The organism is Synechococcus elongatus PCC 11801 (assembly GCF_003846445.2).
Taxonomy (GTDB): Bacteria; Cyanobacteriota; Cyanobacteriia; order Synechococcales; family Synechococcaceae; genus Synechococcus; species Synechococcus elongatus_A.
On the sequence record NZ_CP030139.2, the window covers coordinates 2,140,632 to 2,167,493 of the forward strand.

The following is a 26,862-nucleotide window of genomic DNA, read 5'->3' on the forward strand; positions in this document are numbered from 1 at the left end:
AGACGATAGAGGGCCTAAACCGCGACTGGCGTTGCGGGCGACAGATGTGGGTACAGCGGGAAGCGCGCACACAGCTCCAGCACTCGACGACGACAGCTATCTTCCATGCTGCTGTCTTCGGGGTTGAGCAGGCGATCGGCAATGATATCTGCCACGATCGCAAATTCTGCTTCCTTGAAGCCCCGAGTCGTCATCGCTGCCGTACCCAGGCGAATACCGCTGGTGACAAACGGCGATTCGGGATCGAAGGGCACCGTGTTCTTGTTAGCGGTGATGTTGACGTCGCTAACCAGCAAGTCCGCGACTTTACCAGTCATGCCAATCGATCGCAGATCCACCAGCAAGAGGTGGTTGTCGGTGCCATCGGAGACGATCTTGAGGCCGCGTTCTTGTAGTTGTTTCGCCAAGGCTTGGGCGTTAGCAATCACCTGCGCTGAGTAGACTTTGAACTCAGGGCGGAGTGCTTCACCAAAAGCGACTGCTTTAGCAGCAATCACATGCTCCAACGGACCGCCTTGGGTGCCGGGGAAGACCGATTTATCCAGCTTTTTGCCGAGTTCTGCATCGCGAGTCAGAATCAAGCCACCGCGAGGACCCCGCAGAGTTTTGTGGGTCGTTGTGGTGACGACATCGCAATGAGGAATCGGGCTGGGATGCAAACCAGCTGCGACCAAACCAGCGATATGCGCCATGTCAGCTAGCAAGTAAGCGCCGACTTCATCAGCAATCTCGCGGAATTTGGCGAAATCAATCTGGCGCGGGTAAGCCGAATAACCGCAGATGATCAGCTTGGGACGGTGCTGTAGGGCAAGCTCGCGAATGGCATCGTAGTCGAGGCGCTCGGTTTCGCGATTGACGCCATAGTGAACGGCGTTAAACCATTTGCCAGAAACATTGACCGGTGATCCGTGGGTCAGGTGCCCGCCGTGGGACAGATCCATGCCCAAGAACGTGTCACCGGGTTGGAGCAGTGTCAGGAAAACAGCAAAGTTAGCCTGCGCGCCGCTGTGAGGCTGGACATTGGCATGAGCTGCGCCGAACAGTTCTTTCGCGCGTTCGATCGCCAGTTCTTCCGCTTGGTCAACGAACTCACAGCCGCCGTAGTAGCGCTTGCTAGGCAGACCTTCCGCGTATTTATTGGTCAGCACCGAACCTTGAGCTGCCATCACTGCCGGCGAGGCGAAGTTTTCGCTGGCGATCAGTTCGAGGTGTTCTTGCTGGCGCTGCAGCTCTCGGCCAATGATGGCCGCGATCGCCGGATCACTTTGGGCGAGGAAGTCAAAGTTCGTCTCAGTCACGGACAGATTCCTTGGAAAGCTTGTGGGCGGGTCAGAGGGATCGGCCGCAACAAAACCATCCTCAGCCCCGAGATGTTGCCAGAGTCTCTATCCTAACTTGGTTGCTTGGTTTCCTTGAGTTGCTCGGACAACTCCAAGTGGAGATTGGCTTTGACTACTCGCTGCTGAGCCTTAGGGGGCTGGTTGGCTAGGCCAGCAGGTTCTCAGTCGCGATCGCTGCATCCAGTAAAGCCAGACTTTGACTGAGATCCTCACTCCGTAGCAGTTGCTGACGCAGGTCTTGATGGTCGGGCTGATCAGCGAGATACCAACCTAAGTGCTTGCGAGCTTGCAGGAATCCTGCCACTCCTTTGTCCTCCCAGAGCAGCAGCAAATGTTCTCGTGCCAGTTGGAGTCGATCGCGAAGCGTCAATTCCGGTGTCAGCGCTCCAGTCTGAAGATAGCGATCGATCGCGCCAACCAAGCCCGGATTCCCGAGGCTGCCACGCCCGCACATCACGCCATCTGCACTTGTTTGCTGGAGACAGGCGATCGCATCCGCGGGCGAGTTGATATCGCCATTGGCGATTACCGGAATCGAGAGTAGTGACTTGACGCGTGCAATCCAGCGCCAATCGGCTTGACCGCTATAACCTTGACTGCGACTGCGGGCGTGGAGGGTCAGTAGTTGCGCACCCGCGTCCTCAAGCTGGCGGGCAAAGTCGAGAATCGTTACCTGTTCCCAGCCCAAGCGGGTTTTGACCGTGACGGGAATACTGACGGCAGCAGCAACCGCTTGCACGATCGCGATCGCTAGCTCTGGTTCCTGCAATAGAGCCGACCCACCCCGTTTGCGCGTCACTTTATTGACGGGGCAGCCCATATTGAGATCAATGCAAACGGCACCAGCCGCTTCTGCCTGTTGAGCTGCGGCGGCTAAAACCTCTGGTTGATAGCCAAACAACTGCGCCCCGATCGGTTGTTCAGACGGTAGAAATTGCCAGCGATCGCGCCCTTCTAGTTGCAGTCCCGCGTGAGCCATCTCGGCAAAAATGAGGGACTGTGGAGCCGATCGCCGTACCAATTGTCGGAAACTGCGATCGCTGACGCCCGCCAGCGGCGATTGCAAGACGCGACTATGCAGCGTCAGAGAACCGACTTGCAGTGGCGTTTGTAAATAGGCAGGAATTGCTCGGTCAGCAACGGCAAATTCAGCCACAGCAGTGAGGAAAGCACACTCTACCCATAGAATAAGTTGATGGCTCTTCCATCCCGCTGCGATCGGGGTTTTTGCTGATGCCAATTGCTGTCGGAACGATTCAAACCCTCGGATTTCCGCCAATTATCGCGGCGGCAGATGCGATGGTCAAAGCGGCTCGGGTCACCATCACCCAGTATGGATTGGCGGAAAGTGCCCAATTCTTTGTCTCGGTGCGGGGACCCGTTTCGGAAGTCGAAACGGCTGTCGAAGCAGGGTTGAAAGCAGTTGCTGAAACCGAAGGGGCAGAGCTGATCAATTACATCGTCATCCCGAATCCGCAAGAAAACGTGGAAACGGTGATGCCGATCGACTTCACGGCTGAATCCGAGCCCTTTCGGTCTTAGGCCACGGACTTTACAATCGACACTGCGACGCGAAGGAGTTTGAGATGTCTCAGCAGGCAATTGGCTCGCTGGAAACGAAGGGCTTTCCCCCAATCTTGGCGGCAGCTGATGCCATGGTCAAAGCTGGCCGAATCACGATCGTGAGCTACATGCGGGCCGGTAGCGCTCGCTTTGCAGTCAACATTCGGGGCGACGTCTCAGAAGTTAAAACGGCGATGGATGCGGGCATTGAAGCCGCAAAAAATACCCCCGGTGGCACCCTCGAAACATGGGTGATCATTCCTCGCCCGCACGAAAACGTAGAAGCAGTCTTCCCGATCGGCTTCGGTCCAGAAGTGGAACAATATCGACTCTCAGCTGAAGGCACTGGCAGCGGCCGCCGCTAAACCATTGAAGTTGCCCATTCACAGGCGACTTGAGAATTCCTCACCTAAAAGAGCTGAGCCGCGATCGCGTTTCGGCTCTTTTTTGTTTCATTGCAGCAAGGAGTGATCCCTATGTCTGTTGTCATTACTGACGAAACTCTCTGGGCAATCCTCAATGATCAGCTGTCGGATCAAGAGGCTCATGCCTTGGTCTGGCAAGCGTTGGGCTATGTATGGGATGAACAGCAATCTTGTTGGGATGTAACAGCGGTCGCAGAGGAGTGGCGACAGGACTATCCAGAGCCACCGCAGTTTATTGAAAGCCGTCCTGCAACGGTGAAACTGACACGATCGATCCCTGCCCCCTACAAGCAACTGTTGAAGGAAGAGCTGGGCTTTGGTGGCTATTCAATCAACGAATTGATTCCCCGTAAAACCCGTCGTGCCACGATCGTGAATTGGCTGCTCGCCTATCGTCGCCAACAGGGAGCAGCAGCCCACTAACTGCGCTGAATCAGGGAGATCAATCAGCAAATCTTGAGTTTCTTATAGCTGCCTCTCGACTATCAGACAGAGAAAGCACAGGATTGATACAGTCCTCATAACTTGTGATGACTATAGAGTGTGGTAGTTCGCAAATGAGTCGATCGCATTAGTCAGGTAGCCTCACATGAGAGCGAATCTTCAGACTGCATTGGACAAGAGCATCCTTGATGACTTGTTCATGGTCTGCTTGGCACTGATTGATGTGTTCCTGCTCTTCTTCGAGGTTTTGAGTGCCCATACGCCTGAGCAGACCTATGCGCTCCAAGTTGCTGACACGATCATTGCCTGTATTTTTCTCACTGAATTCTGCGTCCGCTTTTTTTAGCCGAGAATAAGACTCTATTTTTTCGCAAATACTGGTGGGAACTACTCGCTTCTATCCCCATCAATGATCTACTTTTTCAGGCATTGAGGGGACTCCGTATCGTTCGCATCGTTCGTTTGCTACGATTGCTGCGTTTTATCCGTTTTCTGGTTCGCTTCCGAATTGTTCTCGAAGCCTCAGCACGCTTTGCGGAGAAAACCTACCTGCTCTACATCGCTACATTGGCAGCAATTGTGGTGATGTCGGCAGCACTCGGTTTCTACTATCTAGAAGTTAATGTTAACGAAAACGTCAATAGTCTCTGGGATTCTTTCTGGTGGACGATTGTCACAATTACTACGGTTGGCTATGGCGATATCTATCCAGTTACCACGGCAGGCCGAATTCTCGCGATCGCCTTGATGCTGGGCGGAATTGCGACCTTTAGCTCAATTACAGCCGCGATCGCTGCCTATGCGATTAGCAAAAACAAATCAACGGCTGAGTAGTTTTCTAGGCAATTATGAGTCAGCTTTTGGCGCTGACCAGTTTTCGTGGATCGTCTGACGACTGCGGGCGATCGCCAAAGCCCCATCTGGCACATCTTTATTGATGGTGGAGCCAGCGGCGATCGTCACATCTTGACCGATCGTGACAGGAGCAACCAAAACACTATTCGCACCCGTTTTGCTGCGATCGCCAATTACGGTTGGGTGTTTGTTTACACCATCGTAGTTAGCGGTAATCGTACCAGCGCCGACGTTTACCCGTTGCCCCAAGGTGGCATCGCCTAAGTAGGACAGGTGAGCAACATTCGTGCGATCGCCGATTGTGGATTTCTTAACTTCGACAAAGTTACCAATCCGGCAGGCTTCACCGATCGTGGCTGCTCCGCGCAGGTGTGCAAAGGGACCAATCTTGCTGTTAGCTGCGATCGTGCTGTCGCTGATCACCGACATCTGAACCGTGACGCCATCGCCCAACTGACTGTTAGTAATCAGGCTGCCGGGACCGATCGTGCAGTTGTTGCCGATGACTGTATTGCCACGCAGATGGGTCTGGGGTTCGATCACCACGTCTGTGCCGAGTTGCACGGTTTCATCGATCGTGATGCTGGCGGGATCGACGAGTGTGACGCCTGCCAACATCCATTGCTGACGAATCCGCTCTTGCAAAATGCGGAAGGAGTCGGCTAATTGCAGGCGATCGTTGATGCCCAGAATCTCTTGACTATCCGCCACTTCAACGGCTGACACCGGATCCAGATAAGTGATCGCTTCTGTTAAGTAATACTCCTGCTGGTCATTGGCAGTGCTCAGCTTTGGCAGCACAGCTTCCAGATCCGGCCAGCGGAAGCAGTAGACACCAGCATTGACACGAGGGTTTTGACGCTGGGCTGGTGTGCAGTCACGGTCTTCAATGATTTCGCAAACACGGCTGGTCGCATCGCAGAAGACGCGGCCATAGCCTTTGGGCTGGTTCAGTTGCGCTGTTAGGAGAGTCGCTGCAGCACCACTGCGTTGATGCCCCGAGACTAAGGCTTCGAGGGTTTCGCTCCGCAGTAGTGGCACATCACCGTTCAAAACGAGGAGATCACCTAGGTAGCCCTTCAGGTGCGGCAAGAGTTGCTGAACTGCGTGACCGGTGCCCAACTGCTGCGTCTGCTCGACAAATTCAACATCGCTGCGATGGGCCAAAGACTCCCGCACGCGATCGCCCTGATAACCGACGATCACAAAGCAGCGATCGACGTTGAGTGGCGCCAGACTAGCCAACACGCGATCGAGTAAGGTTTGACTACCGAGACGGTGCAACACCTTCGGCAGCTGCGATTTCATCCGAGTTCCTTTGCCCGCAGCCAAGATGGCAACAGCAACCATGCGACAGCAAAGCCTCCGAACAAAATACTGAGGACAGGAAGAATCCAGGGGCAGAATATCACCGAAGAACGCCGTTCAGCAGTCGAGGCAACGGGAGATTGACCTTGAACAGCCCGCATTGCGACAGTTGCGGACAGCTGTAGCTCAGGAGCAAAAGATGCCAAAGAAAACTGTCTAGCACGGCCAGATGGAAGACTTCAAGGCGCGAATCAAGGGATTTCTAGTGGGTTGGGATAATTAACTAGATGCCAGCGCTTAGGATGCGATTGCAGCTCATTTTGCCAAATATCTCATTGCCCTTGGCTGCCACGTCTGAGCCTAGCAAAGCGTTGGATGGCAAGCCATGTTTGCGAAGAGCTGCGTTGGCAACAGCCGCTCTTTCAAGATTAGGCATCGATGGTTTGGCAATCAGCATGCACTTCATGCTGGCGTAAACCCAGCCACCTCTATCCACAGAAGTGCCCATAAAGTCGCTGCGGTAGTAGGTCGGGATGCTGGCAAGGAATTCTGCATTAGATTTTTCATCTGCCGCAGCTTGAGCTTCTGCTCTTTGAGTCGTCAGCGCTTCTAGCTTTCTTTTTTCGCCGCTGGCATAGGTGAGCATGCCAAGAAACAACACGCCAGCAATACTCAAGGCAATTGTCTGAGGACTATATTTCATCTGCCCTTTTCTCTGTACTTTTGGAATGGTGCCCGCAGCCAAACCGAAAGTTGTAACTAAGCTACAGGTAAGCGAGCAGTGGAGTTTAGTCGCGATCGGGGCAGCAGGTGTCATGCAGTAGCAAGTCCTCTGCTCTTGGAGTCAACCAACGAATCTCTGTCCTAGTGAGGAGAGGAGAATTCACCCTGGCTGGAATGTGGAGCAGGCGATCGCCGAGTCTTCAAGCACTTCAGATGCGGTGATAGGATAGGCGAGAGACTTGCTACGGCGCGGGTTCTCGCCTGTTTTTCGCCTAACCGCTGCCACCATGCTGAATCTGCTGCTGGGCGATCCCAACGTCCGCAAAGTCAAAAAGTACAAACCCCTCGTCACCGAAATCAATCTGTTGGAAGAGGACATTGAACCCCTCTCCGACGAAGATTTGATTGCCAAAACAGCTGAGTTTCGCCAGAAGCTCGACAAGGTTTCCCACTCGCCAGCTGCAGAAAAAGAATTGCTGGCAGAGTTGCTACCTGAAGCCTTCGCTGTCATGCGCGAAGCCAGCAAACGCGTGCTGGGACTGCGCCACTTTGATGTGCAGATGATCGGCGGCATGATTCTGCACGACGGTCAGATTGCCGAGATGAAGACGGGTGAAGGGAAAACCCTCGTTGCCACCCTGCCGTCTTACCTCAATGCGCTGTCGGGTAAAGGTGCGCACGTCGTCACGGTCAACGACTACCTCGCCCGCCGCGACGCGGAATGGATGGGACAAGTCCATCGCTTCCTTGGTCTCAGTGTTGGTCTGATCCAGCAAGGCATGTCACCAGAGGAGCGCCGCCGCAACTACAACTGCGACATCACCTACGCCACCAACAGCGAACTTGGCTTTGATTACCTGCGCGACAACATGGCGGCGGTGATTGAAGAAGTGGTGCAGCGCCCCTTCAACTACGCTGTGATCGATGAGGTGGACTCGATTCTGATCGATGAAGCCCGCACACCGCTGATTATTTCTGGTCAAGTCGATCGCCCCAGCGAAAAATATATGCGGGCGTCAGAAGTAGCTGCGATGCTGCAGCGATCGACCAATACGGACAGCGAAGAAGAGCCGGATGGCGACTACGAAGTCGATGAAAAAGGTCGCAACGTCCTGCTGACTGACCAAGGCTTCATCAATGCTGAGCAACTGCTGGGCGTCAGTGACCTCTTCGACTCCAATGACCCTTGGGCGCATTTCATCTTCAATGCGATCAAGGCCAAAGAACTATTCATTAAAGATGTGAACTACATTGTGCGCGGTGGCGAGATCGTCATCGTCGATGAGTTTACCGGTCGGGTGATGCCGGGGCGTCGCTGGAGCGATGGCTTGCACCAAGCTGTGGAAGCCAAAGAAGGCGTCGAGATTCAGCCGGAAACCCAAACCCTCGCTTCGATCACCTATCAAAACTTCTTCCTGCTCTATCCCAAGCTGTCGGGCATGACCGGTACGGCGAAGACAGAAGAGCTGGAATTTGAGAAGACCTACAAGCTCGAAGTAACGGTGGTGCCGACCAACCGGGTCAGCCGTCGTCGGGACCAGCCTGATGTTGTCTACAAAACTGAGATTGGCAAGTGGCGGGCGATCGCGGCTGACTGTGCTGAACTCCATACGGAAGGCCGTCCGGTTCTAGTGGGAACGACCAGCGTTGAGAAATCGGAGTTTCTGTCGCAACTGCTGAATGAGCAGGGAATCCCCCATAACTTGCTCAACGCGAAACCCGAGAACGTGGAGCGCGAAGCAGAGATTGTTGCTCAGGCCGGTCGCCGAGGTGCAGTCACGATTTCGACCAACATGGCGGGTCGCGGTACTGACATCATCTTGGGTGGCAACGCAGACTACATGGCACGGCTGAAGCTGCGCGAGTACTGGATGCCGCAGTTAGTCAGCTTTGAGGATGATGACTTTGGAATTGCCAGCGTTGCTGGCTTAGATGGCGGTCGCCCTGCTGCTCAAGGCTTTGGGTCGCCCAACGGTCAAAAGCCGCGCAAAACTTGGAAAGCGTCGTCGGATATTTTTCCGGCGGAACTGAGTTCTGAGGCCGAAAAACTGCTGAAGGCAGCGGTTGATCTCGGGGTGAAAACCTACGGCGGCAATAGCCTGTCGGAACTGGCAGCCGAAGACAAGATCGCCACGGCGGCTGAGAAGGCGCCGACGGACGATCCGGTGATTCAAAAACTGCGGGAAGCCTACCAGAAAGTCCGCCAGGAATACGAAGCCGTCACCAAGCAGGAGCAAGCCGAGGTGGTTGAACTCGGTGGTCTGCATGTGATTGGCACGGAGCGCCACGAGTCGCGGCGGGTCGATAACCAATTGCGCGGTCGGGCAGGTCGCCAAGGAGACCCTGGATCCACGCGCTTCTTCCTGAGTTTGGAAGACAACCTGCTACGCATCTTTGGCGGCGATCGCGTGGCCAAGCTGATGAATGCCTTCCGCGTTGAAGAAGACATGCCGATTGAATCAGGCATGCTGACGCGATCGCTAGAAGGGGCTCAGAAAAAAGTCGAGACCTACTACTACGACATCCGTAAGCAGGTGTTTGAGTACGACGAGGTGATGAATAATCAGCGTCGTGCCATCTACGCTGAACGCCGCCGTGTGCTGGAAGGGCTTGAGCTGAAAGAACAGGTGATTCAGTACGGCGAACGGACGATGGATGAAATCGTTGATGCTCACATCAACGTCGATTTGCCGTCGGAAGAGTGGGATCTGGAAAAACTGGTTGATAAGGTCAAGCAGTTTGTCTATCTGCTCGCAGACCTTGAGGCCAAACAACTGGAAGACTTGTCTCCTGAGGCGATCAAAATCTTCCTCCACGAACAACTACGGATTGCCTACGATCTCAAGGAATCTCAGATCGATCAGATTCAGCCAGGCTTGATGCGACAGGCTGAGCGCTACTTCATCCTGCAGCAGATCGATACGCTTTGGCGGGAGCATCTGCAGGCGATGGAAGCCTTGCGCGAATCCGTCGGTCTGCGGGGCTATGGGCAAAAAGATCCACTGCTGGAGTACAAGAGCGAAGGCTACGAGCTGTTCTTGGAGATGATGACGGCGATTCGTCGCAACGTGATCTACTCGATGTTCATGTTCGATCCGCAGCCCCAAGCTCGCCAACAAGCTGAGGTGGTCTAGGTCCGCCAGTGGATTTCTATCGCCCGCTGCTGCGGCCGCTCTTGCTGTCGCAACTCAACGTTGACCCTGAGTGGCTGACGCGTAATGCGCTGGGGTTCTTGGCAGCTCTGGCACGATCGCGATCGCCCCTTGCCCTTGGATTTCGCCGCTACCTCCGCCAGACCTACGGATTCCAAGATCCCCGCTTGGCTATGTCCCTCTGGGGCTTGACCTTTGCAACGCCGGTCGGCTTGGCTGCAGGGTTTGATAAGGATGGTGTTGCTGCTCCGCTCTGGGCCGATCTTGGGTTTGGCTTTGCCGAGTTAGGCACGGTCACCGCCTTAGCCCAACCGGGAAATCCGCGGCCTCGCCTGTTCCGCATCCCACAAGACTTGGCTGCTTTTAACCGGATGGGCTTCAACAATGCCGGTGCAGAAGCCTTGGCGAAGACGCTACGCGGCTACTTCCCCGAGGGACAGCGATCGATTCCAATCGGTATCAACCTCGGCAAGTCGAAGCTGACGCCACTGAGTGGCGCGGTTTCCGACTACGTCACCAGCTTCCGGACTTTGCGATCGCTCGGTGATTACTTCGTCGTCAATGTTTCCTCTCCGAATACGCCCGGATTGCGATCGCTACAAGCGGTGACGGAATTGGAGCCGATTCTGGCGGCTCTGCAGACGGAGAACACAGATCAGCGGCCACTCCTCTTGAAAATTGCGCCGGATTTGGCGGACGAAGAGGTTGTCGCGATCGCCCAGCTCGCCCAGCGTCAGCAGTTGGCAGGCATCATCGCCACCAACACGACGATCGATAAGTCCCTTCTCTCGGTTGCCCATCTACCGGGACGGCGAGAACCTCTAGCAACAGAAGCGGGAGGTATTAGCGGTGCTCCCCTGCGATCGCGATCGACGGAAGTGATTCGGCTGCTCTACCGCACCACTCAAGGACAGTTGCCGATTATTGGTATCGGCGGCATTTTTAGTGCAGAAGACGCTTGGCAGAAGATTACGGCTGGGGCGAGTCTTGTGCAGGTTTACACGGGCTGGGTCTATGAAGGGCCGTTGCTTGTTGCCGATATTCAGCGCGGTTTACTAGAGCGACTCGATGTGGCTGGCCTGCCAAACCTTGCAGCGGCAGTTGGCTCAGCACACGCCAACTCTTAATTCAAACAGGTGAGTCGATGGAGCTAAGGGGATTCGAACCCCTGGCCTTACGGGTGCGATCCGTACGCTCTACCAACTGAGCTATAGCCCCGATTCGGAATGAATCATAACACTGGCCTGGGCTCGATCGCCCTGTGGGACACTGGAGACAGCCCTTGCGGAGCGGTGCCATGACAGGTTCTGTGCAATCCTTCTCGCCTGAACAGATTGAGCAACTGACCCCGGCGGAGGTAGCGGCTCTGGCAGCGCGGCTTGAAGCAGATGATTACCAATCACCCTTTGAAGGACTCCAGGATTGGCATTTGCTGCGGGCGATCGCCTTTCAACGGCCTGAGTTAGTGGATGACTACATCCATTTGCTCGACCTTGAGGCATTTGACGAGGCCTAAGCGGTGACTGCGATCGCCTCTTTTGCGGGTCGGCGGATTCTGCTGGGTGTTTGCGGTGGCATTGCGGCCTACAAGCTCTGTGAGGTGGCGTCGCAGCTGGCTCAAGCGGGTGCTGAAGTCCGTGTCATTCTGACGTCTGGCGCTGAGAAATTTGTCTCGCCCCTAACCTTCAGTAATCTCTGCCGTCATCCGGCCTATACGGACGCAGATTTTTGGTCAGCTCGCCACGGTCGCCCGCTCCACATTGAGCTGGGTGAATGGGCGGAGGTGATGCTCATTGCCCCGCTGACCGCCAATACCCTCGCGAAGCTGCGCTACGGGCAAGCCGATAATCTGCTGACTAATACCGTGCTAGCCACGACCGCGCCACTGTTGCTCGCACCAGCCATGAACACAGATATGTGGCTACAGCCAGTGGTGCAAGAAAACTGGCAAGCACTGCGATCACGGCATCAGGTTTTGGGACTAGAGCCCGCTAGTGGCCGTTTAGCCTGCGATCGCGTTGGTAGTGGTCGCCTCCCAGAGCCGATCGCTATCCTCGCGGCACTGGAGTCACTGCTCTGGACCAAGGGCAAGGCTGATCTGCAAGGACTGAAGATTTTGGTCAATGCCGGTGGAACTCGCGAGTTTCTCGATCCGGTGCGCTTTATCGGTAATCCCAGCAGCGGACGTATGGGCGTGATGCTGGCGATCGCAGCCCAACATCGCGGCGCTCAAGTCCAACTGATTCACGCACCGCTGACCAACATCGAGCCGGGGCTGTTAACCAGCCTCGATCGCCAAGCGGTAGTCAGCACCGAAGAACTGGCTGAAGCAATGACTGTCGCTGCTCCATCAGCCGATTGGGTGTTACTCGCAGCTGCCGTGGGTGATGTCCGGCCAGAATTACGTTCCCATCAGAAGCTGAGTAAGGCTGAACTACCGGCGTCACTGCCACTACAACTGCTGCCTGATATTGCGGCTCAGCTCAGTCAGCAGCGGCATCCCAACCAAAAATTGATCGGATTTGCCGCCCAAACCGGCGAGATTTTGGAACCCGCGATCGCAAAACTGCGGCGCAAAGGACTCGATGCGATCATCGCTAATGCGGTTGATCAACCCGGTCAAGGCTTTGGCAGTGCGACCAATGCCGCGATCGCGCTGCGTCCCGATGGCTCATCCCAACCCTTGGGGTTCCGTAGCAAACTCAGCTTGGCCCACGCCATCTTAGATTTTGTTAAAAATCTTTAAGCTTTTGCGTCAGAGTTTTCAGATTTCAAGGAAGGCTGATCGGCTTCTAACAACTCTAGAAAAGTCCGAATTTGTAGACGCGGGATATAGGGCCAACCACCGGCGGTTTCCATATCGCGTAACAGGCCATAGAGGGCTTGGCGATCGGTGGGCAAAGCCTTGCGAAAAGGACCGTCTTGAATCTCGCGATGGAGATATTCCAATAGGCGTAGCAAGCTCAGGAGTCCTTCGGCATCACCTTCCAGTTGTTGTGTCAGTGCCTTTACCTGCTGCTCAAGCGGCAGCAGATCAATCCTGATAGTCTCTGAGGGGCTGGAGCGACGACCCGAATTCATGCCTAGACCTTCCAAATTGGGTCGATTTTAGCGGACCTTGCCGCTAAGTCTAGACAGAACCTTAAGTGTCGGGACCCTGACGTGTAGAATTCTGAGAGGCATCCTTGGATGCTGATTGATGGATATCAATACCATTCGCTCTGGCCATGTCTAGGGCAGCTGCAGAGAGTTCTTCTGCGATCGCTGACGCTGGTTGTTGGCAAGCGAATAGTCCCCGAGGCTCCGCCGCTACGGTCGAACCGTCGGTGCTACTGAGCGCAGGGCGGGGTTGTTTGATACGGACAGTTGAGGACTGATATGCGGTATCGCGCGTTTCTGGCTGCATTTTTGGCAGTCTGCCTCGGAGTTCTGACCGCCTGCAGCAGCGGCCCGACGGCAGCAGATTTAGGAACACTGACTTACGAGGAAATCAGAAATACGGGCTTGGCCAACAAGTGCCTCAGCCTCAAAGAGACTGCTCGGGGCACCATCCCCTTGGAAGCAGGTAAAAAATACGCTCTGACCGATCTGTGTCTCGAGCCCCAAGAGTTCTTTGTTAAAGAAGAACCGGGCAACAAGCGCCAAAAAGCAGAATTTGTACCGGGTAAAGTTCTGACCCGCTACACCTCCAGCTTGGATCAGGTCTATGGTGACCTCGCGCTGAAAGCTGATGGCACCCTGAGCTTTACCGAAAAAGGTGGCATTGACTTCCAAGCCATCACGGTTCTGCTGCCCGGTGGTGAAGAAGTACCCTTCCTGTTCACGGTCAAAGGGCTTGTGGCCAACACCAGTGAGCCGACCAACAGCATCAACACCTCGACCGACTTGCGGGGTGGCTATCGCGTGCCTTCCTACCGCACCTCGAACTTCCTTGATCCCAAAGCTCGTGGTCTGACCACGGGCTACGAAAGCGCGGTGGCGATTCCTTCGGCAGGTGATGCGGAAGACCTGACCAAAGAAAACGTCAAGCGTTTCGTGACTGGTCAAGGTGAAATCTCCTTGGCTGTCTCGAAAGTGGACAGCGAAACGGGTGAGATTGCTGGTGTGTTCACGGCTATCCAGCCTTCGGATACGGATATGGGCGGCAAAGAAGCGGTTGACGTCAAGCTCGTCGGCCAGTTCTATGGCCGCATTGAACCGGCTGATGCCTAGAGCGAAAGGTCTTAGCTGAATCCTAATGAAGAGCACTGGGCGATCGCTCAGTGCTCTTTTGTTGGGTGCCCGCTTCGGACTAGGATCGAAAGCCTGCACTCTAGGCATTCACCTCGGATCAGTCTGGGTGGATCAATCGTTGGGAGAGATGTCGTGACGCAAGTTGTTCCAGGAATTACCCCCCATGGGGGCCAGCTGATTCAGCGGATTGCTACCCCGGCTGAGCGCCAAGAATTTTTAGCCCAAGCGGATCATCTGCCGCGGGTGCAATTAGATGAGCGGGCGTTCTCTGACCTTGTCATGATTGCGATCGGGGGGTTCAGTCCGCTCAATGGCTTCATGGGCCAAGCCGACTACGAGTCGGTGGTGGACGATATGCGCTTGGCCAATGGCCTGCCCTGGTCCGTGCCCATTACCCTCTCCGTCAGCGAAGAAGTTGCAGAACCGCTGAAAGAGGGTGGCTGGGTTCGCTTGGATGATGCCCAAGGTCGCTTTGTGGGCGTTCTGGAGCTGACCCAGAAGTATCGCTACAACAAAGTCCACGAAGCCACCAACGTCTACCGCACCGATGAGGAGCAGCATCCCGGCGTTGCAGTGGTCTATGCCCAAGGGCCAATCAACCTAGCTGGCCCAATTTGGTTGCTGCAGCGGGACGCTCATCCGCTGTTCCCGAGCTACCAAATTGACCCGATTGTGTCGCGTCAGCAGTTTGCCGATCGCGGTTGGAAAACAGTCGTTGGCTTCCAAACCCGCAATCCTATCCACCGGGCCCACGAGTACATCATCAAATGTGCATTGGAAACCGTGGATGGCTTGTTCCTGCATCCGTTGGTAGGCGCCACGAAGTCGGATGATATTCCGGCAGACGTGCGGATGCGCTGCTACGAAATCATGTTGGAGCACTACTTCCCACAGGACCGCGTCATTCTGGCGATTAACCCCTCAGCGATGCGTTACGCCGGACCGCGAGAAGCAATCTTCCATGCCCTGATTCGCAAAAACTATGGCTGCACCCACTTCATCGTGGGTCGTGACCATGCGGGCGTCGGCAACTACTACGGCACCTATGATGCTCAGCATCTCTTCGACGAGTTCAAGCCGGAAGAGCTCGGCATCCTCCCGATGAAGTTTGAGCACGCTTTCTACTGCACTCGCACACAGTCGATGGCCTCGACCAAAACCAGTCCCAGCAGTCCTGAAGAGCGTATTCACCTCTCGGGGACCAAAGTCCGCGAACTGCTGCGCAAGGGCGAGCTTCCCCCGCCGGAATTCTCGCGTCCTGAGGTAGCTGCTGAGTTGATTCGGGCAATGCGCAGCGACAGTGAAGTAGCTGCTGTCTAACCCCACGGTTGCAGCACGATATCTGAGGGTTGGGACTGGATTTAACCACCATGTGTCCGGCCCTCAGGATTGACGACAGCGGGATATCAATCCGCGAAAACACTCAACTTGCCGGTCTAGGATGGTTGAGGGCTGGGGGCAGAGAATGGCATGGACGCGGCGACAGCTATTACAAACGGGTGGTCTGTTGTGGCTGGGCGGTCAGATTCTGGGGCAGCCACTCCCGCTGCTAGCAGCACCCGCGCAACGTCGTTTGGCGTTACTAGTCGGCATCAATCAATTTCAATCAGATAGCATTCCGCCGCTGTACGGTGCAGTGCAGGATGTCCAGCAGCTAGCGGCATTACTCGTTGAGGGCTTCCAGTTTGCACCCAATGACATCCTGATCCTGACTCAAGAGCAAGCGACACGGCACGGCATTGAGTCCGCCATCTTGGATCACTTGGGGCAGGCTGGTGCTGAAGATGTTGTCTTTCTGCACATCAGTAGCCATGGTCGGCACTGGCAACCAGCAGGTCGCGATCGCGCTGAGCTGAGTCTGGTTGTGCACGACAGTCGAGCCGCAACTGCCCCTGAGCTAAACGATTTGAGCCTTCAGACCCTGCAACTGCTCCTGCAGAGTTTGACAACGACGCGGGGCTGGGTGAGTCTCGATGCTGGTTTTGGCCCGCCCGATCGCCCTAGCGATCGCTTTTTCATGCGAGGTTTGCCGACTGCGACTGCCGAGCAGTTATCGCCGGAAGCAAAGCTGGTACAAGAGCAACTGCGGCGACGCGTCAGTCAGAGAAACCGATCGGCTTCGACAGGCTGGCCTTTGCCAGTTTTGCTCGCCAATGGGCAGGCGGCGAGTCCTGAAATCCCGAGCCGTAGTGGGCCTCGCGGACTATTGACCCAATGCTTGTTAGAGCAGGCTTGGCTAGGATCAACGACCGACCATGCATCGATCAGCCAACGCTTGGCCAATGCGATCGCGCTGGAACGAGGGCAGGTGATCGAACGGCTGGGTAGTTGGAAAGGACATACGGAGCTGAGTCGACCGACAGCCGGAGCAGCGCAGGTGCGCGATCGCAACGCTGAGATGGTTCAAGCAGTCAGTTTTGAAGCAAGGCTACAGTCCCCAGAAGCAATTGGCAGTCAGTTGCGCAGTCCTCAAGGGGCGCTGCTAACGGTGGTTGATCAGCGCGATCGCCAGATTAGTTTGCGATCGCCCCGGTCAGGACTGAGTTTAGAACCGGGCACAGTTCTGCAGGAGGCGGTGCGTCATTTGCCGGCAGCGCCTGCGATCGTCCTCGGTTGTTCCCCAGAAATTGAGCGAATTGAACGGGTTGATCTCGCGAGTGCCCTTTCAACGCTGCCAACCGTAACCACAGCCTCGGCGCTGGATAGTGCTTGCCAGGGGATTCTCCTCCATAGCGATCGCGATGGCTATCGCTTGGTGGATGCCCAGCGGCGTGATCAGTTGCAGTGCACGGGCAAAACCCTCAAAGATCTTGGCCATGCCCTCAAGCAGCAATTACCGCTTTGGCAAGCGAGGCAGCGTCTCAGCCAGCTCCACAATGATGGGCCCGAAAGTTTTCCTCTGCGCTGGAGTTGGCGATCGGGCGATCGCAAAAAGCAATTAGCCCAGCGCCAAACCACATCGGTACCTCTCCCCAATCCGGGTTCAGACGCGGCGATCGTCCCGGTCACGACTACCACTCAGTCTTGGAGTTTGCGTAGCTATAGCGATCGCACAGCGGAACTGCTGCTGCTCCTAGAAGATCGCCAAGGTCGCTGGTGGGTTTGGGGCTGGCCTGCAGCTGTGGCTCCTTCAGAAGAAGCTGAAGCCGAGGCAGAAACGATGCCGGTCTTACCGGCAATCATGCTAGGAGCTGGACAGGAGATGACCTTGACAAGCGAGCTGGCCATTCCGGGGGTTGCCAGTGGTGTGGTCTGGGCGATCGCCAGTGCGGCACCACTATTGCAGTGTCGTCAGGTGATGACCAAGCTGCAATCGACTGCCACCGGACTATTCCAGCCGTTGGAAAATCCGAGTCAGCTCCTCGAAGCGCTGATGGCTGATTTGCAAGCTGCTAGCCCCAATGAAGGAGTCTCAACAAGTGGAGATCTATTGTTACCGCTATCGCTTTGGGCAACTTTGGCGATCGCTTGGCAACAAAGCTGATCCGACTTTTCTGAAAGTAGTTAATATTAATTAACACTTCCCCTCGTTACACTGACGAGTTAGCCCCTTTACATCCGCCGAGACGATCCAAGGAGGATTGGCCCCTGTGAAGAAACGATGGAAAAATGCCGGCCTCTATGCGCTACTAGCGATCGTGGTGATCGCTTTGGGGACCGCTTTACTGGATCAACGCGGGACGGAAACCGTGGCGACCTGGCGCTACAGCGAGTTTGTCCAGCGCGTGGAAAACAAGCAAGTCGCTAAGGTTATCCTCAGCCCCGATCGCAGTTCGGCGCTGGTTCAAGCCGAAGACGGCGACAAAGTGCAGGTCAATCTTCCCAACGACCCGCAGTTGCTGAAGATTCTGACCGATAACAACGTTGATATCTCCGTTCGTCCTCAGAACCAAGACAGCGTTTGGCTGCGGGCTCTGAGCAGCCTCTTCTTCCCAATTCTCTTGCTCGTCGGTCTGTTCTTCATCCTGCGCCGTGCCCAAGGTGGCCCTGGCAACCAGGCGATGAACTTTGGCAAGAGCAAAGCGCGCGTCCAAATGGAGCCCCAAACCCAAGTCACCTTTAACGATGTGGCTGGGATTGATCAGGCCAAATTGGAGCTGACCGAAGTCGTTGACTTCCTCAAAAATGCCGATCGCTTCACCGCCGTCGGTGCTCAAATTCCCAAAGGCGTGCTGCTGGTTGGCCCTCCGGGTACCGGTAAAACTCTGCTGGCGAAAGCCGTGGCTGGCGAAGCGGGCGTGCCCTTCTTCAGCATCTCTGGCTCTGAGTTTGTGGAAATGTTCGTCGGTGTCGGCGCTAGCCGTGTCCGCGACCTGTTTGAACAAGCAAAAGCGAGCGCTCCTTGCATCGTCTTCATCGACGAGATCGACGCTGTTGGCCGCCAGCGCGGTGCTGGTCTTGGCGGTGGCAATGATGAGCGCGAACAAACCCTCAACCAGTTGCTGACCGAAATGGATGGCTTTGAGGGCAACAGCGGCATCATCATCGTTGCGGCAACCAACCGTCCCGACGTCTTAGATGCGGCCTTGATGCGTCCCGGTCGTTTCGATCGCCAAGTGGTGGTCGATCGCCCTGACTACAACGGTCGTCTGGAAATCCTGCGCGTTCATGCTCGCGGCAAGAGCCTCAGCAAAGATATTGACCTCGACAAAATCGCGCGTCGGACACCTGGCTTCACCGGTGCTGACCTGTCTAACCTGTTGAACGAAGCAGCCATTCTGGCAGCTCGCCGCAGCTTGGCTGAGATCTCGATGGATGAAGTCAACGATGCGATCGATCGCGTCTTGGCCGGCCCCGAGAAGAAAGACCGCGTCATGAGCGAAAAACGTAAGGTCTTGGTGGCTTACCACGAGGCGGGTCACGCCCTGGTCGGTGCCTTGATGCCCGACTACGACCCTGTCCAAAAAATCAGCATCATCCCGCGCGGACGTGCCGGTGGTCTGACCTGGTTCACCCCTAGCGAAGAGCGGATGGAATCGGGTCTCTACTCCCGCACCTATCTGCAAAACCAAATGGCGGTTGCCCTCGGCGGCCGTTTGGCGGAAGAGATCGTCTTCGGTGAAGAAGAAGTGACCACTGGTGCTTCTAACGACTTGCAGCAGGTGGCTCGCGTGGCCCGTCAGATGGTGACTCGTTTCGGGATGAGCGATCGCCTTGGCCCTGTCGCCCTCGGTCGCCAGCAAGGCAACATGTTCCTCGGTCGCGATATTGCTGCAGAGCGGGACTTCTCGGAAGATACTGCTGCCACGATTGACGACGAAGTGCGTCAGTTGGTCGATACGGCCTACCATCGTGCCAAGCAAGTGCTCGTCGAAAACCGTTCGATTCTGGATCAGCTTGCCAAGATGCTGGTTGAGAAAGAAACGGTCGATGCAGAAGAACTGCAAGACCTGCTCAACAACAATGAAGTGCGGATGGCCGCGATCGCCTAAGCACTGATTCAATCACTGCTTGAACGGGAGTCCTGTGGGGCTCCCTTTTTTGTGTTCCGCTGTGATCGCTTGGCAATGGGCGGGTAGGAGTTGTTGCTGGTGCCGTTAGTTCAATGGGTGGAGGGCGACGAATATTGGATGTTGTCGTCAGAAAGCCTCAATTGCTCTGGGAGGCTAGGGAAAGGCGATCGCGACTGTTGTGACGTAATTGAAAACCCTCCACCGACAAAGAGTAGAGGGTCAGAGAGTCAGGGGATATTGAGCGATCGCTACACGTTGAAGCGGAAGAGCATTACATCCCCCTCTTGAACGACATACTCCTTGCCTTCACTACGCACCAGACCTTTTTCTTTGGCTGCCGTCATCGAGCCTGTGGAAACAAGGTCAGCGTAGGCCACAGTTTCTGCCCGGATGAAGCCGCGCTCAAAATCTGAGTGAATGACGCCCGCTGCTTGCGGTGCCGTCATGCCAGCGCGAATCGTCCAAGCGCGAGTTTCTTTCGGCCCCGTCGTGAAGTAGGTGCGCAGACCGAGCAGCGCATAGGTCGCCCGAATCAAGGATTGCAAGCCACCTTCTTCCACCCCCAGCGAAGCAAGGTAATCCGCCCGCTCTTCCTCCGGCAGTTCCACCAGCTCTGCTTCGACTTGCGCCGAGATGATCACCACCTGCGCATTTTCAGCAGCAGCTAGCGATCGCACCTGCTCCACATAATCATTGCCGGTTGCTAGCTCGCCTTCTGAGACATTGGCACCGTAGATCAACGGTTTGCGTGTCAGCAGATCCAAGGGCGCAATCAGCGCTTCCTCTTCTTCCGTCAGTTCAAACTGCCGTACTGATTTGCCTGCGTCTAGGTGGGGTTGCAAGCGCTCCAGTACAGCGAGTTCGGCTGCTGCTTCCTTATTGGTACGGGCTTGCTTACGCAGACGCTCTATGCGGCGCTCAATCTGACCCAAATCGGCGAGGGCAAGTTCGAGGTTGATGATTTCGATGTCCCGTGCAGGATCGACGGAACCCGCCACGTGGATGATGTCGTCATCATCAAAGCAGCGCACCACCTGAACGATGGCATCGACTTGGCGAATGTGCGAGAGGAACTGGTTACCCAGCCCTTCGCCTTGGCTTGCCCCTTTGACTAAGCCCGCGATATCGACAAACTCGATGCGCGTGGGCACCGTCTGTTCAGAGCTGGAGATCGTCGTCAGAGCAGCCAGCCGAGCATCCGGCACGGCCACAACCCCGACGTTTGGCTCAATCGTACAGAACGGAAAATTAGCGGCTTGGGCCTTCGCGTTGGCCACAAGCGCGTTGAACAACGTGGATTTGCCTACATTGGGTAGGCCAACAATACCGGCTCTAAGCATGGCATCTACTTTACCGCGCTGCTGCTCTCCCCTCTCTCGTTAGAATCAGAATTTCTCGCATGACTTCCTCAACACCCATGAAAGTGAAATGGCTGGAGCCAATTCGGCAGGTTCACCCGTGGGTGCTGACTCTGATTGCGATCGCGGTGATCGGCAGTGGAACAGGTGTGTGGTGGCTGCTGCGATCGCGCGCCAGTGAAGCTGTTCTCGATCGCTACACCGTCCCAGTCAAGGTTGAAACGCTACAGGAAACTGTGACGGCCAGTGGCAGCATTGTCCCGGTCCGGACCGTTAACCTCAGCCCCAAAACCGCTGGCCTCTTAGTAGAAGTGTTGGTAGAGCAGGGGCAGCGGGTGGAGCAGGGGCAATTGATCGCCCGTATGGACAACCGCGATCTCCGTGCCCAGCAAACTCAGGCGCGAGCTTCTCTGGCAGCGGCCCAAGCCCAACTACAAGAACTACGCAATGGCACGCGGCCTGAAGTCTTGGAGCAAGCCCGTGAATCCGTTCGCCAAGCCCAGGCTGCTGCTCAACAGGCTGCTGCTCGTCGAGCCTTAGCCCAGCAAGAATTGAAACGGCAGGAAGCCCTGGTGGGAGAAGGGGCGATCGCCCGCCAAACCTTTGATCGTGCCTTGACGGATGCGGCGGAAACCGATGCCGCTCTCCAGCAGGCAATCGGGCGGCTGCGGGAAACGGAACGGCGTTTGCAAGAACTGCAAAATGGCCCCCGCCCTGAAACCATTCAGCAGGCTGAAGCCCGCGTCGGGGAAGCGATCGGTCGCCTGCAAGCGGTGGAAGTACAGTTAGCCGACACCGAAATCCGGGCACCTTTCGCTGGCATCATCACCCAGCGCTACGCCGACCCTGGTGCGTTTGTCACGCCAACGACCTCTGCCTCCGCTACCGCAAGCGCCACTTCCACCTCGATCGTCGCCCTAGCCGAAGGGCTAGAAGTTCTGGCGCAGGTGCCTGAAGTTGATATCAGCCGCATTCGCGTCGGCCAGTCGGTGCAAGTGCGGGTTGATGCCTTTCCAGCCGAGACGTTTGAGGGCAAAGTGCGTCTCGTTGCACCAGAAGCTGTGGAAGAGCAAAACGTCACTTCCTTCCAGGTCCGCGTGGCCCTACAGACTGGCCAGAACCAGCTGGGATCGGGCATGAATGCAGACTTAGATTTCATCGGGCGATCGCTGCCCCAAGCGTTGGTGATTCCCACCGTTGCGATCGTCACCCGTGAGGGCAAAAGTGGCGTATTGATTCCAGATTCAGCGGGCAAACCTGAATTTCGGCCAGTCACTCTCGGGGCTGCCGTAGGCAACGAAACCCAAATTCTGCAAGGGCTGCAGCGCGACGAACGGATCTTTATTGACCTGCCACCGGGGCAAACTTGGAACCCTGAAACCAGCGATCGCTAAGCCAATCCCAAAAACTGGCGACTGAGCTGCACAATCCGACCAGACGCCTGACCATCGCCAAAGGGGTTAGCAGCATTCGCCATGGCGGCATAGGTTGCCGGATCTTGGAGTAGCGTTAGGGCTTCTTGGGCAATGCGATCGGATTGAGTGCCAATCAATTTGGCTGTGCCTGCTGTCACCGCTTCGGGACGTTCCGTCGTTTCGCGCAGAACCAAAACTGGCTTACCCAAACTGGGGGCTTCTTCCTGCAAGCCACCGGAGTCTGTGAGCAGCAAGGTCGATCGCTGAATCGCTCCGACCAATTCGCTGTAGTCCAACGGCTCAGTCAAAAAGACGCGAGGATGTTGACCCAGCAGCGCTTGCAGCGGTTCTCGCACCGTGGGGTTGCGGTGTAGCGGCAGCAGCAATGCGGCATCCGGCGCGGCTTCGAGGATCGACAAGAAACCTTGGGCAATGTCCTGCAGGGGTTCGCCCCAATTTTCACGACGATGCACCGTTGCCAATAGCACTCGATAGCGCGACCAATCTAAACCGGCGATCGGGCAGTCGGGCTGGCGATCGGCCACCGTCAGCAATGCATCGATCACCGTGTTGCCAGTCAGATGGACTTCACCGACGACCCCCGAAGCCCTCAGGTTGTCGACAGCAAGCGGCGTTGGGGCAAAGTGCAACTGAGCAATTTGCGAAATCAGCCGCCGGTTAGCTTCTTCGGGATAGGGATTAAAAAGGTTGTCGGTACGTAGCCCAGCTTCGACGTGACCAACGGGAAGTTTTTGATAGAAGGCGGCCAAGGCTGCTGCAAAGGCGGTGGTCGTGTCGCCTTGAACCAACACCAATTGCGGCTCTAACTCTTGGAACAGTTTTTCGAGACCTTCCAAACTGCGGCTGGTGATGCTGGTCAGGGTTTGCCGCGGCTGCATGATCGCCAAGTCGCGATCGGCTTGCAGATCAAACAGGTGCATCACTTGCTCGACCATTTCGCGGTGTTGCCCCGTCAGCACCACCTGCGTTTGAAAAGCGGGGTCCTGCTGAAAGGCTCGAATCACCGGCGCCAACTTAATCGCTTCGGGGCGAGTGCCTAAGGTGATGCAGACGCGAATCGGAGCCTGAGTCATGGCCGGTACAGGATCGACCCACCCATCCTATAGCGATCGCTGCCGCAACATCCCCACAAAAAACCCGGCCTTTACGACCGGGATTCAAACCTGAAAGACACCCTAGAGAACGCTGAATTGACTTAGCTATCGAGCTCGCAAGTCAAAGGGCAAGCGGCAAATCGCGAAGTCACCGTGATTTCAGTGTTGCCATTCAACCAAGGCAACCAAGTGACCTCTTGAGGATGCACGCCGCGCAAGGTTAGGAGCGCTGACGGGATCACACTACCGAGGATCAAACCACCGAAGACTAAGCCGCTGACCAGTAAAACTGCACTGATAGGCATCACTGCTTGCAACACCACCGATGCCAAGGCGGCGATCGCAGTTAGGACGACCACTGCCGGAAAGCCCACGACCAGGAAGCAGACCAAGAAGGTAAACATCCAGAGCAAAAAGCCCCGAATCCAGAATTGCGAACCCCGTGCGGGGACGGACAGCTGAGCTGCGACCATGACCCTAGCTCCTGAACAGTCGTGATAGGTGAGAAAGCTTTGCCTGCGGGATGGCTGCAGGCTTGGACACATCCTAAGAGATGAATTTTAGGATTATGAACACTGTTCACAAAAGTTTGTTTTAGCGTCAGTTAATCCGTGGCGATTCAGTATAAATTCCTAGTCCAATCCACTCAGGCAAACTCCGCAAAATCACCTAAGTATAAATACACAGACACCACTAGTAGACCCTCATAACCTTGTTGTGGCTTGGTATTTAGACTTGTTTTTGGAATAGTTTTGCAGATGCTTCAAATGCCTGAAATAGGCTCTGACGTTATCTTTTAGGAAGTCTGGATCTGAGCAGAATAAATATTTCTTTCGGAAAGAAAATGATGTTACGACAATTCTCAGATTTCTCCGGCGATCGCTCTCAGTTGGCGATCGCTCGGGACTCATTGCTATCAACCTCTCCAGTTGCCTAGAAGCACTGCCGAATCACTGCTGGAGTCATCGAGCGTCAGCGTCTGAAGAGAACAGGAGCGGCCTGATCAGAGCGTTCAGATATTGGTTTCAGGCGATCGCGCTTCATAGCTGCGGCAACCCGCACAAGGCCCTTCGGGATGAACGGCACAGCGCAACAGTTCTGAATGGGCGTTGTAGAGACAGCTACTATCACCAATCACCCAGCGTCCCTGCCAGAAACTGCGCTCATTCGGGCGGGCAGCTGCCTGAACGTAGAGCGACATCTGACTGAGGCGATAGGCTCCCGCTCGATATTGGTAGCGGTGACGACGCTCTAAGACGGCATAGGTGCGATCGGCAACTTCAACATGGCTACCCGGCTGCGGAAGCCAGTCCAGCTGCAGCGAGCCGAGGTGTTGCTGATTCTTGGCAAGGAAAACATCCGTGGGCAGACCGGCATGCAGCCAAAGTTCTGTCATGACTGCAACTAGAGACTGAGAGGATCTTTCGTGACTTCTACCGCTTCCTCAGGTTCAGCGACGAGGGGCAGAGTCTTTTTGGAGAATCCCCAGATAAACAAAATGGCAATGCAGCTGACCATTACCCATTCTGGGGGCGTCAAGGATTCATTGATCGATCGCACCAACAGGCGCAAACCGACAAGCGCTACTGCACCGTAACCGGCTGACTCGAGGTTGTCGTATTCCTTCAACCAACGGATGAACAAGCCTGCCAAGAAGCGCAGGGTAATCACGCCAATCGTGCCGCCCAACAGAACTAACCAAGTTTCTCGCGAAACCGCGATCGCGGTCGTCACACTATCTAAGGAGAACGCTAGGTCAGTCAGTGCGATCGTAGGGATGGCAGCCCAAAGACTCGTGAAGCGGTGATGGTGCTTTCCCTCATCCGTATCACTACTGTCAGGCCGGAAGTAGTTAAAAGCCAGCCACAACAAATAGAGGGCACCGGCCAACTCTGCCAGTTGAAACTGAGTGACCCAAGAAGCTGTCAAAATCAACAGCATCCGCAGGACATAGGCCACCACCAAGCCCAGATTCAGGGCTTTCCGTTGCTGCTCTGGATTCTCGATCCCGCGCGCGATCGCAGCCAAAGCCACCGCATTGTCTGCAGACAAGACGGCTTCCAAAACCACGAGTAGCGGCAGCAGTAGCAATAAGTCACTACTAAAGTGTGGGGTTCCGAACAATTCAGTGAGCATGATCAAGGGTGATTGCCGAAGCAGCCAGCATCCAAGGCGAGAGTAGGCCTAAATTCTAGCCCAGTCTGCTGAGCGGGCGAGGGCAGCCCAAGTGCAGCGGTACAATCAGTCGGCTTGCCGAGCCGCTTAGAATGAACCCAACCGGAACCGCGATCGCTGTCCAAGTCCGTCATCAAACTGCCATGGACGCTGACTTCGCACACCGCAATCATCCACTGGCGTTGGCAACGACTGTTCAAGCCCGTTTACAGGTCTACCAACAGCTGCGCCAGCAGTATCCCAATGCCAGCCTGACAGCAGAGTTAGTCAGCGTCCAAGGTGAGCAATTTGTGGTTCGGGCGCAAGTAGAAATTGCAGGGCAAACACTGGCCACGGGGTTGGGAGCTGCCACCCAAATTGAAGAGGCTGAAGATCGCGCCCGGCTGAGGGTGTTAGAGCTGTTGGGGCTCAGCCCCGAGCGAATTGCCCCCACCCAATGGGAAGTTCAAGTTGTGGCCCAGGCTACGCCGGTTCTATCGGCGACAGCCAACGATCGCGTCTTGGAAGCTGCCAGCACTTCGATGACAGCCCCTGCAGCCCCGGCGATCGCTTCAGAACTCGAGTCCGAGATCCCTGCTTTCGACGCAGTTGAAGCAGAGCTGGAGGAAGTTACTCCAGCCCCGCGCGTTGTCAAAACGCCACCTGTTGAGCGCGATCGCCCTAAACCCTCACAACCCCAACCGGCAGCGACACCGGCTGAGCTGCCCTTGCTGGATCTCGAGCCAGCGCCAACGGCTCCCTTATCCACCGTGCCAACCGACTGGTCAGAAGACCTAGCGGAAATTGAAGTCGAGCTGAAGCGACTGATGTGGACGGAAGCCGAGGAGCAAGCTTACCTGTTGCAACACTTCGGTAAGCGATCGCGTGCCCTGATTGCTGACTACGATCAGCTTTTGCTCTTCCTCGATCACTTGCGATCGCTGCCAACTCCGGGGCTAACTCCTGCAACACCCGTCGCTGCCGAACCTGAGCCAGTCCGAAGCGTTTCCTTGCCACCAGTACCCACTCCTGAACCGGCGGCACCCCCCGTGATCGCCCCGCCAGAGGTACAGCCCAATCGCAGTGAGGCGATGGAGCTCACCAGTGCTGCAGTGAAACGACTGGGTTGGACGAATCGCCAAGGCAGCGATCATCTACGCCAGACCTACGGAAAGGCCAGTCGCCAACAGTTGACGACTGAAGAGCTACTGGATTTCTTGCACTATCTGCATCGACTTTCGCCCCCTCCCAGTACCGAAGCTGTACCGTTTTAAGCCTTGAGGATGCAGCCATGCTGACCCAACTATTGACGGAGAGAGGCTGG

The 26,862-nt window shown here is 55.8% G+C and carries 25 protein-coding genes and 1 tRNA gene; 15 read left to right on the forward strand and 11 right to left on the reverse strand.

Features of this window, described 5'->3' with window-relative positions; genetic code table 11:
* Nucleotides 1-14: 14 nt before the first annotated feature.
* The gene (gene glyA, locus DOP62_RS10660) at nucleotides 15-1,298 is read right to left on the reverse strand and encodes a serine hydroxymethyltransferase (protein ID WP_208674676.1); all 1,284 of its coding nucleotides are present in this window, start codon (nucleotides 1,296-1,298) and stop codon (nucleotides 15-17) included.
* Between the two features lie 187 nt (nucleotides 1,299-1,485).
* Nucleotides 1,486-2,496 carry a tRNA dihydrouridine synthase DusB gene (gene dusB / locus DOP62_RS10665; protein ID WP_208674678.1) on the reverse strand — a complete coding sequence of 337 codons (1,011 nt, stop codon included), beginning with the start codon at nucleotides 2,494-2,496 and terminating at the stop codon, nucleotides 1,486-1,488.
* Between the two features lie 77 nt (nucleotides 2,497-2,573).
* Here dusB and DOP62_RS10670 point away from each other — a divergent pair, with 77 nt between their 5' ends.
* The 5 genes from DOP62_RS10670 to DOP62_RS10690 all read left to right on the forward strand — a co-directional run bounded on the left by DOP62_RS10670 (nucleotide 2,574) and on the right by DOP62_RS10690 (nucleotide 4,606).
* Complete coding sequence (locus DOP62_RS10670) at nucleotides 2,574-2,882, forward strand: carbon dioxide-concentrating mechanism protein CcmK (protein ID WP_011243540.1); 309 nt, start codon at nucleotides 2,574-2,576, stop codon at nucleotides 2,880-2,882.
* Nucleotides 2,883-2,926: 44 nt separating this feature from the next.
* Nucleotides 2,927-3,268 (forward strand): carbon dioxide-concentrating mechanism protein CcmK, encoded by a 342-nt coding sequence (locus DOP62_RS10675; RefSeq protein ID WP_011243539.1) that lies wholly within the window; start codon nucleotides 2,927-2,929, stop codon nucleotides 3,266-3,268.
* Between the two features lie 111 nt (nucleotides 3,269-3,379).
* Nucleotides 3,380-3,751 carry a DUF1823 family protein gene (locus tag DOP62_RS10680; protein WP_208674679.1) on the forward strand — a complete coding sequence of 124 codons (372 nt, stop codon included), beginning with the start codon at nucleotides 3,380-3,382 and terminating at the stop codon, nucleotides 3,749-3,751.
* A gap of 166 nt (nucleotides 3,752-3,917) precedes the next feature.
* A complete protein-coding gene (locus DOP62_RS10685) occupies nucleotides 3,918-4,118 on the forward strand; it encodes a hypothetical protein (RefSeq protein WP_370538789.1) in 201 nt (66 codons plus the stop codon).
* A complete protein-coding gene (locus tag DOP62_RS10690) occupies nucleotides 4,100-4,606 on the forward strand; it encodes a potassium channel family protein (RefSeq protein ID WP_261790097.1) in 507 nt (168 codons plus the stop codon). The genes DOP62_RS10685 and DOP62_RS10690 overlap by 19 nt, the downstream gene beginning before the upstream one ends.
* Before the next feature lie 12 nt (nucleotides 4,607-4,618).
* Here the strand turns inward: DOP62_RS10690 and glmU are convergent, their stop codons facing one another.
* Nucleotides 4,619-5,977, reverse strand: coding sequence for a bifunctional UDP-N-acetylglucosamine diphosphorylase/glucosamine-1-phosphate N-acetyltransferase GlmU (gene glmU / locus DOP62_RS10695; protein WP_208674681.1), 1,359 nt, complete (start codon nucleotides 5,975-5,977; stop codon nucleotides 4,619-4,621).
* Between the two features lie 241 nt (nucleotides 5,978-6,218).
* Nucleotides 6,219-6,752: a hypothetical protein gene (locus tag DOP62_RS10700; RefSeq protein WP_208674682.1), complete on the reverse strand. Its 534-nt coding sequence runs from the start codon at nucleotides 6,750-6,752 to the stop codon at nucleotides 6,219-6,221.
* Nucleotides 6,753-6,945: 193 nt separating this feature from the next.
* Here DOP62_RS10700 and secA point away from each other — a divergent pair, with 193 nt between their 5' ends.
* Together secA and DOP62_RS10710 are read left to right on the forward strand one after the other, a co-directional pair.
* Entirely contained in the window at nucleotides 6,946-9,792 is a 2,847-nt protein-coding gene (gene secA / locus DOP62_RS10705) for a preprotein translocase subunit SecA (RefSeq protein ID WP_208674683.1), read from the forward strand.
* 8 nt (nucleotides 9,793-9,800) lie between these two features.
* Complete coding sequence (locus DOP62_RS10710) at nucleotides 9,801-10,937, forward strand: quinone-dependent dihydroorotate dehydrogenase (protein ID WP_208674684.1); 1,137 nt, start codon at nucleotides 9,801-9,803, stop codon at nucleotides 10,935-10,937.
* Between the two features lie 18 nt (nucleotides 10,938-10,955).
* Here DOP62_RS10710 and DOP62_RS10715 read toward each other — a convergent pair.
* Nucleotides 10,956-11,028 (reverse strand) — tRNA-Ala (locus tag DOP62_RS10715).
* A gap of 79 nt (nucleotides 11,029-11,107) precedes the next feature.
* Between DOP62_RS10715 and isiD the strand changes: the two genes are divergently transcribed.
* Nucleotides 11,108-11,326: a protein IsiD gene (gene isiD / locus DOP62_RS10720; RefSeq protein WP_208674685.1), complete on the forward strand. Its 219-nt coding sequence runs from the start codon at nucleotides 11,108-11,110 to the stop codon at nucleotides 11,324-11,326.
* Nucleotides 11,327-11,329: 3 nt separating this feature from the next.
* Complete coding sequence (gene coaBC, locus DOP62_RS10725) at nucleotides 11,330-12,556, forward strand: bifunctional phosphopantothenoylcysteine decarboxylase/phosphopantothenate--cysteine ligase CoaBC (RefSeq protein WP_208674687.1); 1,227 nt, start codon at nucleotides 11,330-11,332, stop codon at nucleotides 12,554-12,556.
* Here coaBC and DOP62_RS10730 read toward each other — a convergent pair.
* Nucleotides 12,553-12,891: a hypothetical protein gene (locus DOP62_RS10730; RefSeq protein ID WP_208674689.1), complete on the reverse strand. Its 339-nt coding sequence runs from the start codon at nucleotides 12,889-12,891 to the stop codon at nucleotides 12,553-12,555. The genes coaBC and DOP62_RS10730 overlap by 4 nt on opposite strands.
* Nucleotides 12,892-13,188: 297 nt before the next feature.
* Between DOP62_RS10730 and DOP62_RS10735 the strand changes: the two genes are divergently transcribed.
* The 4 genes from DOP62_RS10735 (at nucleotide 13,189) to ftsH3 (ending at nucleotide 19,475) form a co-directional block, all read left to right on the forward strand.
* A complete protein-coding gene (locus tag DOP62_RS10735; protein WP_208674691.1) occupies nucleotides 13,189-14,022 on the forward strand; it encodes a photosystem II manganese-stabilizing polypeptide in 834 nt (277 codons plus the stop codon).
* A gap of 153 nt (nucleotides 14,023-14,175) precedes the next feature.
* Complete coding sequence (sat, locus tag DOP62_RS10740; protein WP_208674693.1) at nucleotides 14,176-15,363, forward strand: sulfate adenylyltransferase; 1,188 nt, start codon at nucleotides 14,176-14,178, stop codon at nucleotides 15,361-15,363.
* Nucleotides 15,364-15,508: 145 nt separating this feature from the next.
* Nucleotides 15,509-17,527, forward strand: a complete 2,019-nt coding sequence (locus DOP62_RS10745) for a caspase family protein (RefSeq protein ID WP_261789904.1) — start codon at nucleotides 15,509-15,511, stop codon at nucleotides 17,525-17,527.
* A 106-nt stretch (nucleotides 17,528-17,633) separates the two neighbouring features.
* Nucleotides 17,634-19,475: an ATP-dependent zinc metalloprotease FtsH3 gene (gene ftsH3, locus DOP62_RS10750; RefSeq protein WP_275937694.1), complete on the forward strand. Its 1,842-nt coding sequence runs from the start codon at nucleotides 17,634-17,636 to the stop codon at nucleotides 19,473-19,475.
* 269 nt (nucleotides 19,476-19,744) lie between these two features.
* On the opposite strand, the gene ychF is transcribed toward ftsH3, so the two are convergent.
* Nucleotides 19,745-20,836: a redox-regulated ATPase YchF gene (gene ychF, locus DOP62_RS10755; protein WP_208674699.1), complete on the reverse strand. Its 1,092-nt coding sequence runs from the start codon at nucleotides 20,834-20,836 to the stop codon at nucleotides 19,745-19,747.
* A gap of 59 nt (nucleotides 20,837-20,895) precedes the next feature.
* Here ychF and DOP62_RS10760 point away from each other — a divergent pair, with 59 nt between their 5' ends.
* The gene (locus tag DOP62_RS10760) at nucleotides 20,896-22,248 is read left to right on the forward strand and encodes an efflux RND transporter periplasmic adaptor subunit (RefSeq protein ID WP_370538790.1); all 1,353 of its coding nucleotides are present in this window, start codon (nucleotides 20,896-20,898) and stop codon (nucleotides 22,246-22,248) included.
* Here the strand turns inward: DOP62_RS10760 and wecB are convergent.
* The 4 genes from wecB to DOP62_RS10780 all read right to left on the reverse strand — a co-directional run bounded on the left by wecB (nucleotide 22,245) and on the right by DOP62_RS10780 (nucleotide 25,520).
* Nucleotides 22,245-23,363: a non-hydrolyzing UDP-N-acetylglucosamine 2-epimerase gene (gene wecB, locus DOP62_RS10765; RefSeq protein ID WP_208674701.1), complete on the reverse strand. Its 1,119-nt coding sequence runs from the start codon at nucleotides 23,361-23,363 to the stop codon at nucleotides 22,245-22,247. The genes DOP62_RS10760 and wecB overlap by 4 nt on opposite strands.
* 122 nt (nucleotides 23,364-23,485) lie before the next feature.
* Nucleotides 23,486-23,857, reverse strand: a complete 372-nt coding sequence (locus DOP62_RS10770; RefSeq protein WP_208674703.1) for a hypothetical protein — start codon at nucleotides 23,855-23,857, stop codon at nucleotides 23,486-23,488.
* A gap of 539 nt (nucleotides 23,858-24,396) precedes the next feature.
* The gene (locus tag DOP62_RS10775) at nucleotides 24,397-24,780 is read right to left on the reverse strand and encodes a DUF6464 family protein (RefSeq protein WP_208674706.1); all 384 of its coding nucleotides are present in this window, start codon (nucleotides 24,778-24,780) and stop codon (nucleotides 24,397-24,399) included.
* An 8-nt stretch (nucleotides 24,781-24,788) separates the two neighbouring features.
* Nucleotides 24,789-25,520: a TerC family protein gene (locus DOP62_RS10780; protein ID WP_208674708.1), complete on the reverse strand. Its 732-nt coding sequence runs from the start codon at nucleotides 25,518-25,520 to the stop codon at nucleotides 24,789-24,791.
* A gap of 131 nt (nucleotides 25,521-25,651) precedes the next feature.
* On the opposite strand from DOP62_RS10780, the gene DOP62_RS10785 reads away from it, so the two are divergent.
* The gene (locus DOP62_RS10785; RefSeq protein WP_208674710.1) at nucleotides 25,652-26,812 is read left to right on the forward strand and encodes a hypothetical protein; all 1,161 of its coding nucleotides are present in this window, start codon (nucleotides 25,652-25,654) and stop codon (nucleotides 26,810-26,812) included.
* Nucleotides 26,813-26,862: the final 50 nt, after the last annotated feature.

Coding starts and splice junctions, on each gene's coding strand:
- DOP62_RS10730 (WP_208674689.1), bottom strand. CDS start 12,891: ATGAATTCGGGTCGTCGCTCCAGCCCCTCAGAGACTATCAGGATTGAT.
- DOP62_RS10685 (WP_370538789.1), top strand. CDS start 3,918: ATGAGAGCGAATCTTCAGACTGCATTGGACAAGAGCATCCTTGATGAC.
- secA (WP_208674683.1), top strand. CDS start 6,946: ATGCTGAATCTGCTGCTGGGCGATCCCAACGTCCGCAAAGTCAAAAAG.
- DOP62_RS10760 (WP_370538790.1), top strand. CDS start 20,896: ATGACTTCCTCAACACCCATGAAAGTGAAATGGCTGGAGCCAATTCGG.
- DOP62_RS10670 (WP_011243540.1), top strand. CDS start 2,574: ATGCCAATTGCTGTCGGAACGATTCAAACCCTCGGATTTCCGCCAATT.
- ychF (WP_208674699.1), bottom strand. CDS start 20,836: ATGCTTAGAGCCGGTATTGTTGGCCTACCCAATGTAGGCAAATCCACG.
- DOP62_RS10735 (WP_208674691.1), top strand. CDS start 13,189: ATGCGGTATCGCGCGTTTCTGGCTGCATTTTTGGCAGTCTGCCTCGGA.
- DOP62_RS10745 (WP_261789904.1), top strand. CDS start 15,509: ATGGCATGGACGCGGCGACAGCTATTACAAACGGGTGGTCTGTTGTGG.
- DOP62_RS10785 (WP_208674710.1), top strand. CDS start 25,652: ATGAACCCAACCGGAACCGCGATCGCTGTCCAAGTCCGTCATCAAACT.
- glmU (WP_208674681.1), bottom strand. CDS start 5,977: ATGGTTGCTGTTGCCATCTTGGCTGCGGGCAAAGGAACTCGGATGAAA.
- wecB (WP_208674701.1), bottom strand. CDS start 23,363: ATGACTCAGGCTCCGATTCGCGTCTGCATCACCTTAGGCACTCGCCCC.
- isiD (WP_208674685.1), top strand. CDS start 11,108: ATGACAGGTTCTGTGCAATCCTTCTCGCCTGAACAGATTGAGCAACTG.
- DOP62_RS10770 (WP_208674703.1), bottom strand. CDS start 23,857: ATGGTCGCAGCTCAGCTGTCCGTCCCCGCACGGGGTTCGCAATTCTGG.
- DOP62_RS10775 (WP_208674706.1), bottom strand. CDS start 24,780: ATGACAGAACTTTGGCTGCATGCCGGTCTGCCCACGGATGTTTTCCTT.
- DOP62_RS10675 (WP_011243539.1), top strand. CDS start 2,927: ATGTCTCAGCAGGCAATTGGCTCGCTGGAAACGAAGGGCTTTCCCCCA.
- DOP62_RS10780 (WP_208674708.1), bottom strand. CDS start 25,520: ATGCTCACTGAATTGTTCGGAACCCCACACTTTAGTAGTGACTTATTG.
- DOP62_RS10700 (WP_208674682.1), bottom strand. CDS start 6,752: ATGACACCTGCTGCCCCGATCGCGACTAAACTCCACTGCTCGCTTACC.
- DOP62_RS10680 (WP_208674679.1), top strand. CDS start 3,380: ATGTCTGTTGTCATTACTGACGAAACTCTCTGGGCAATCCTCAATGAT.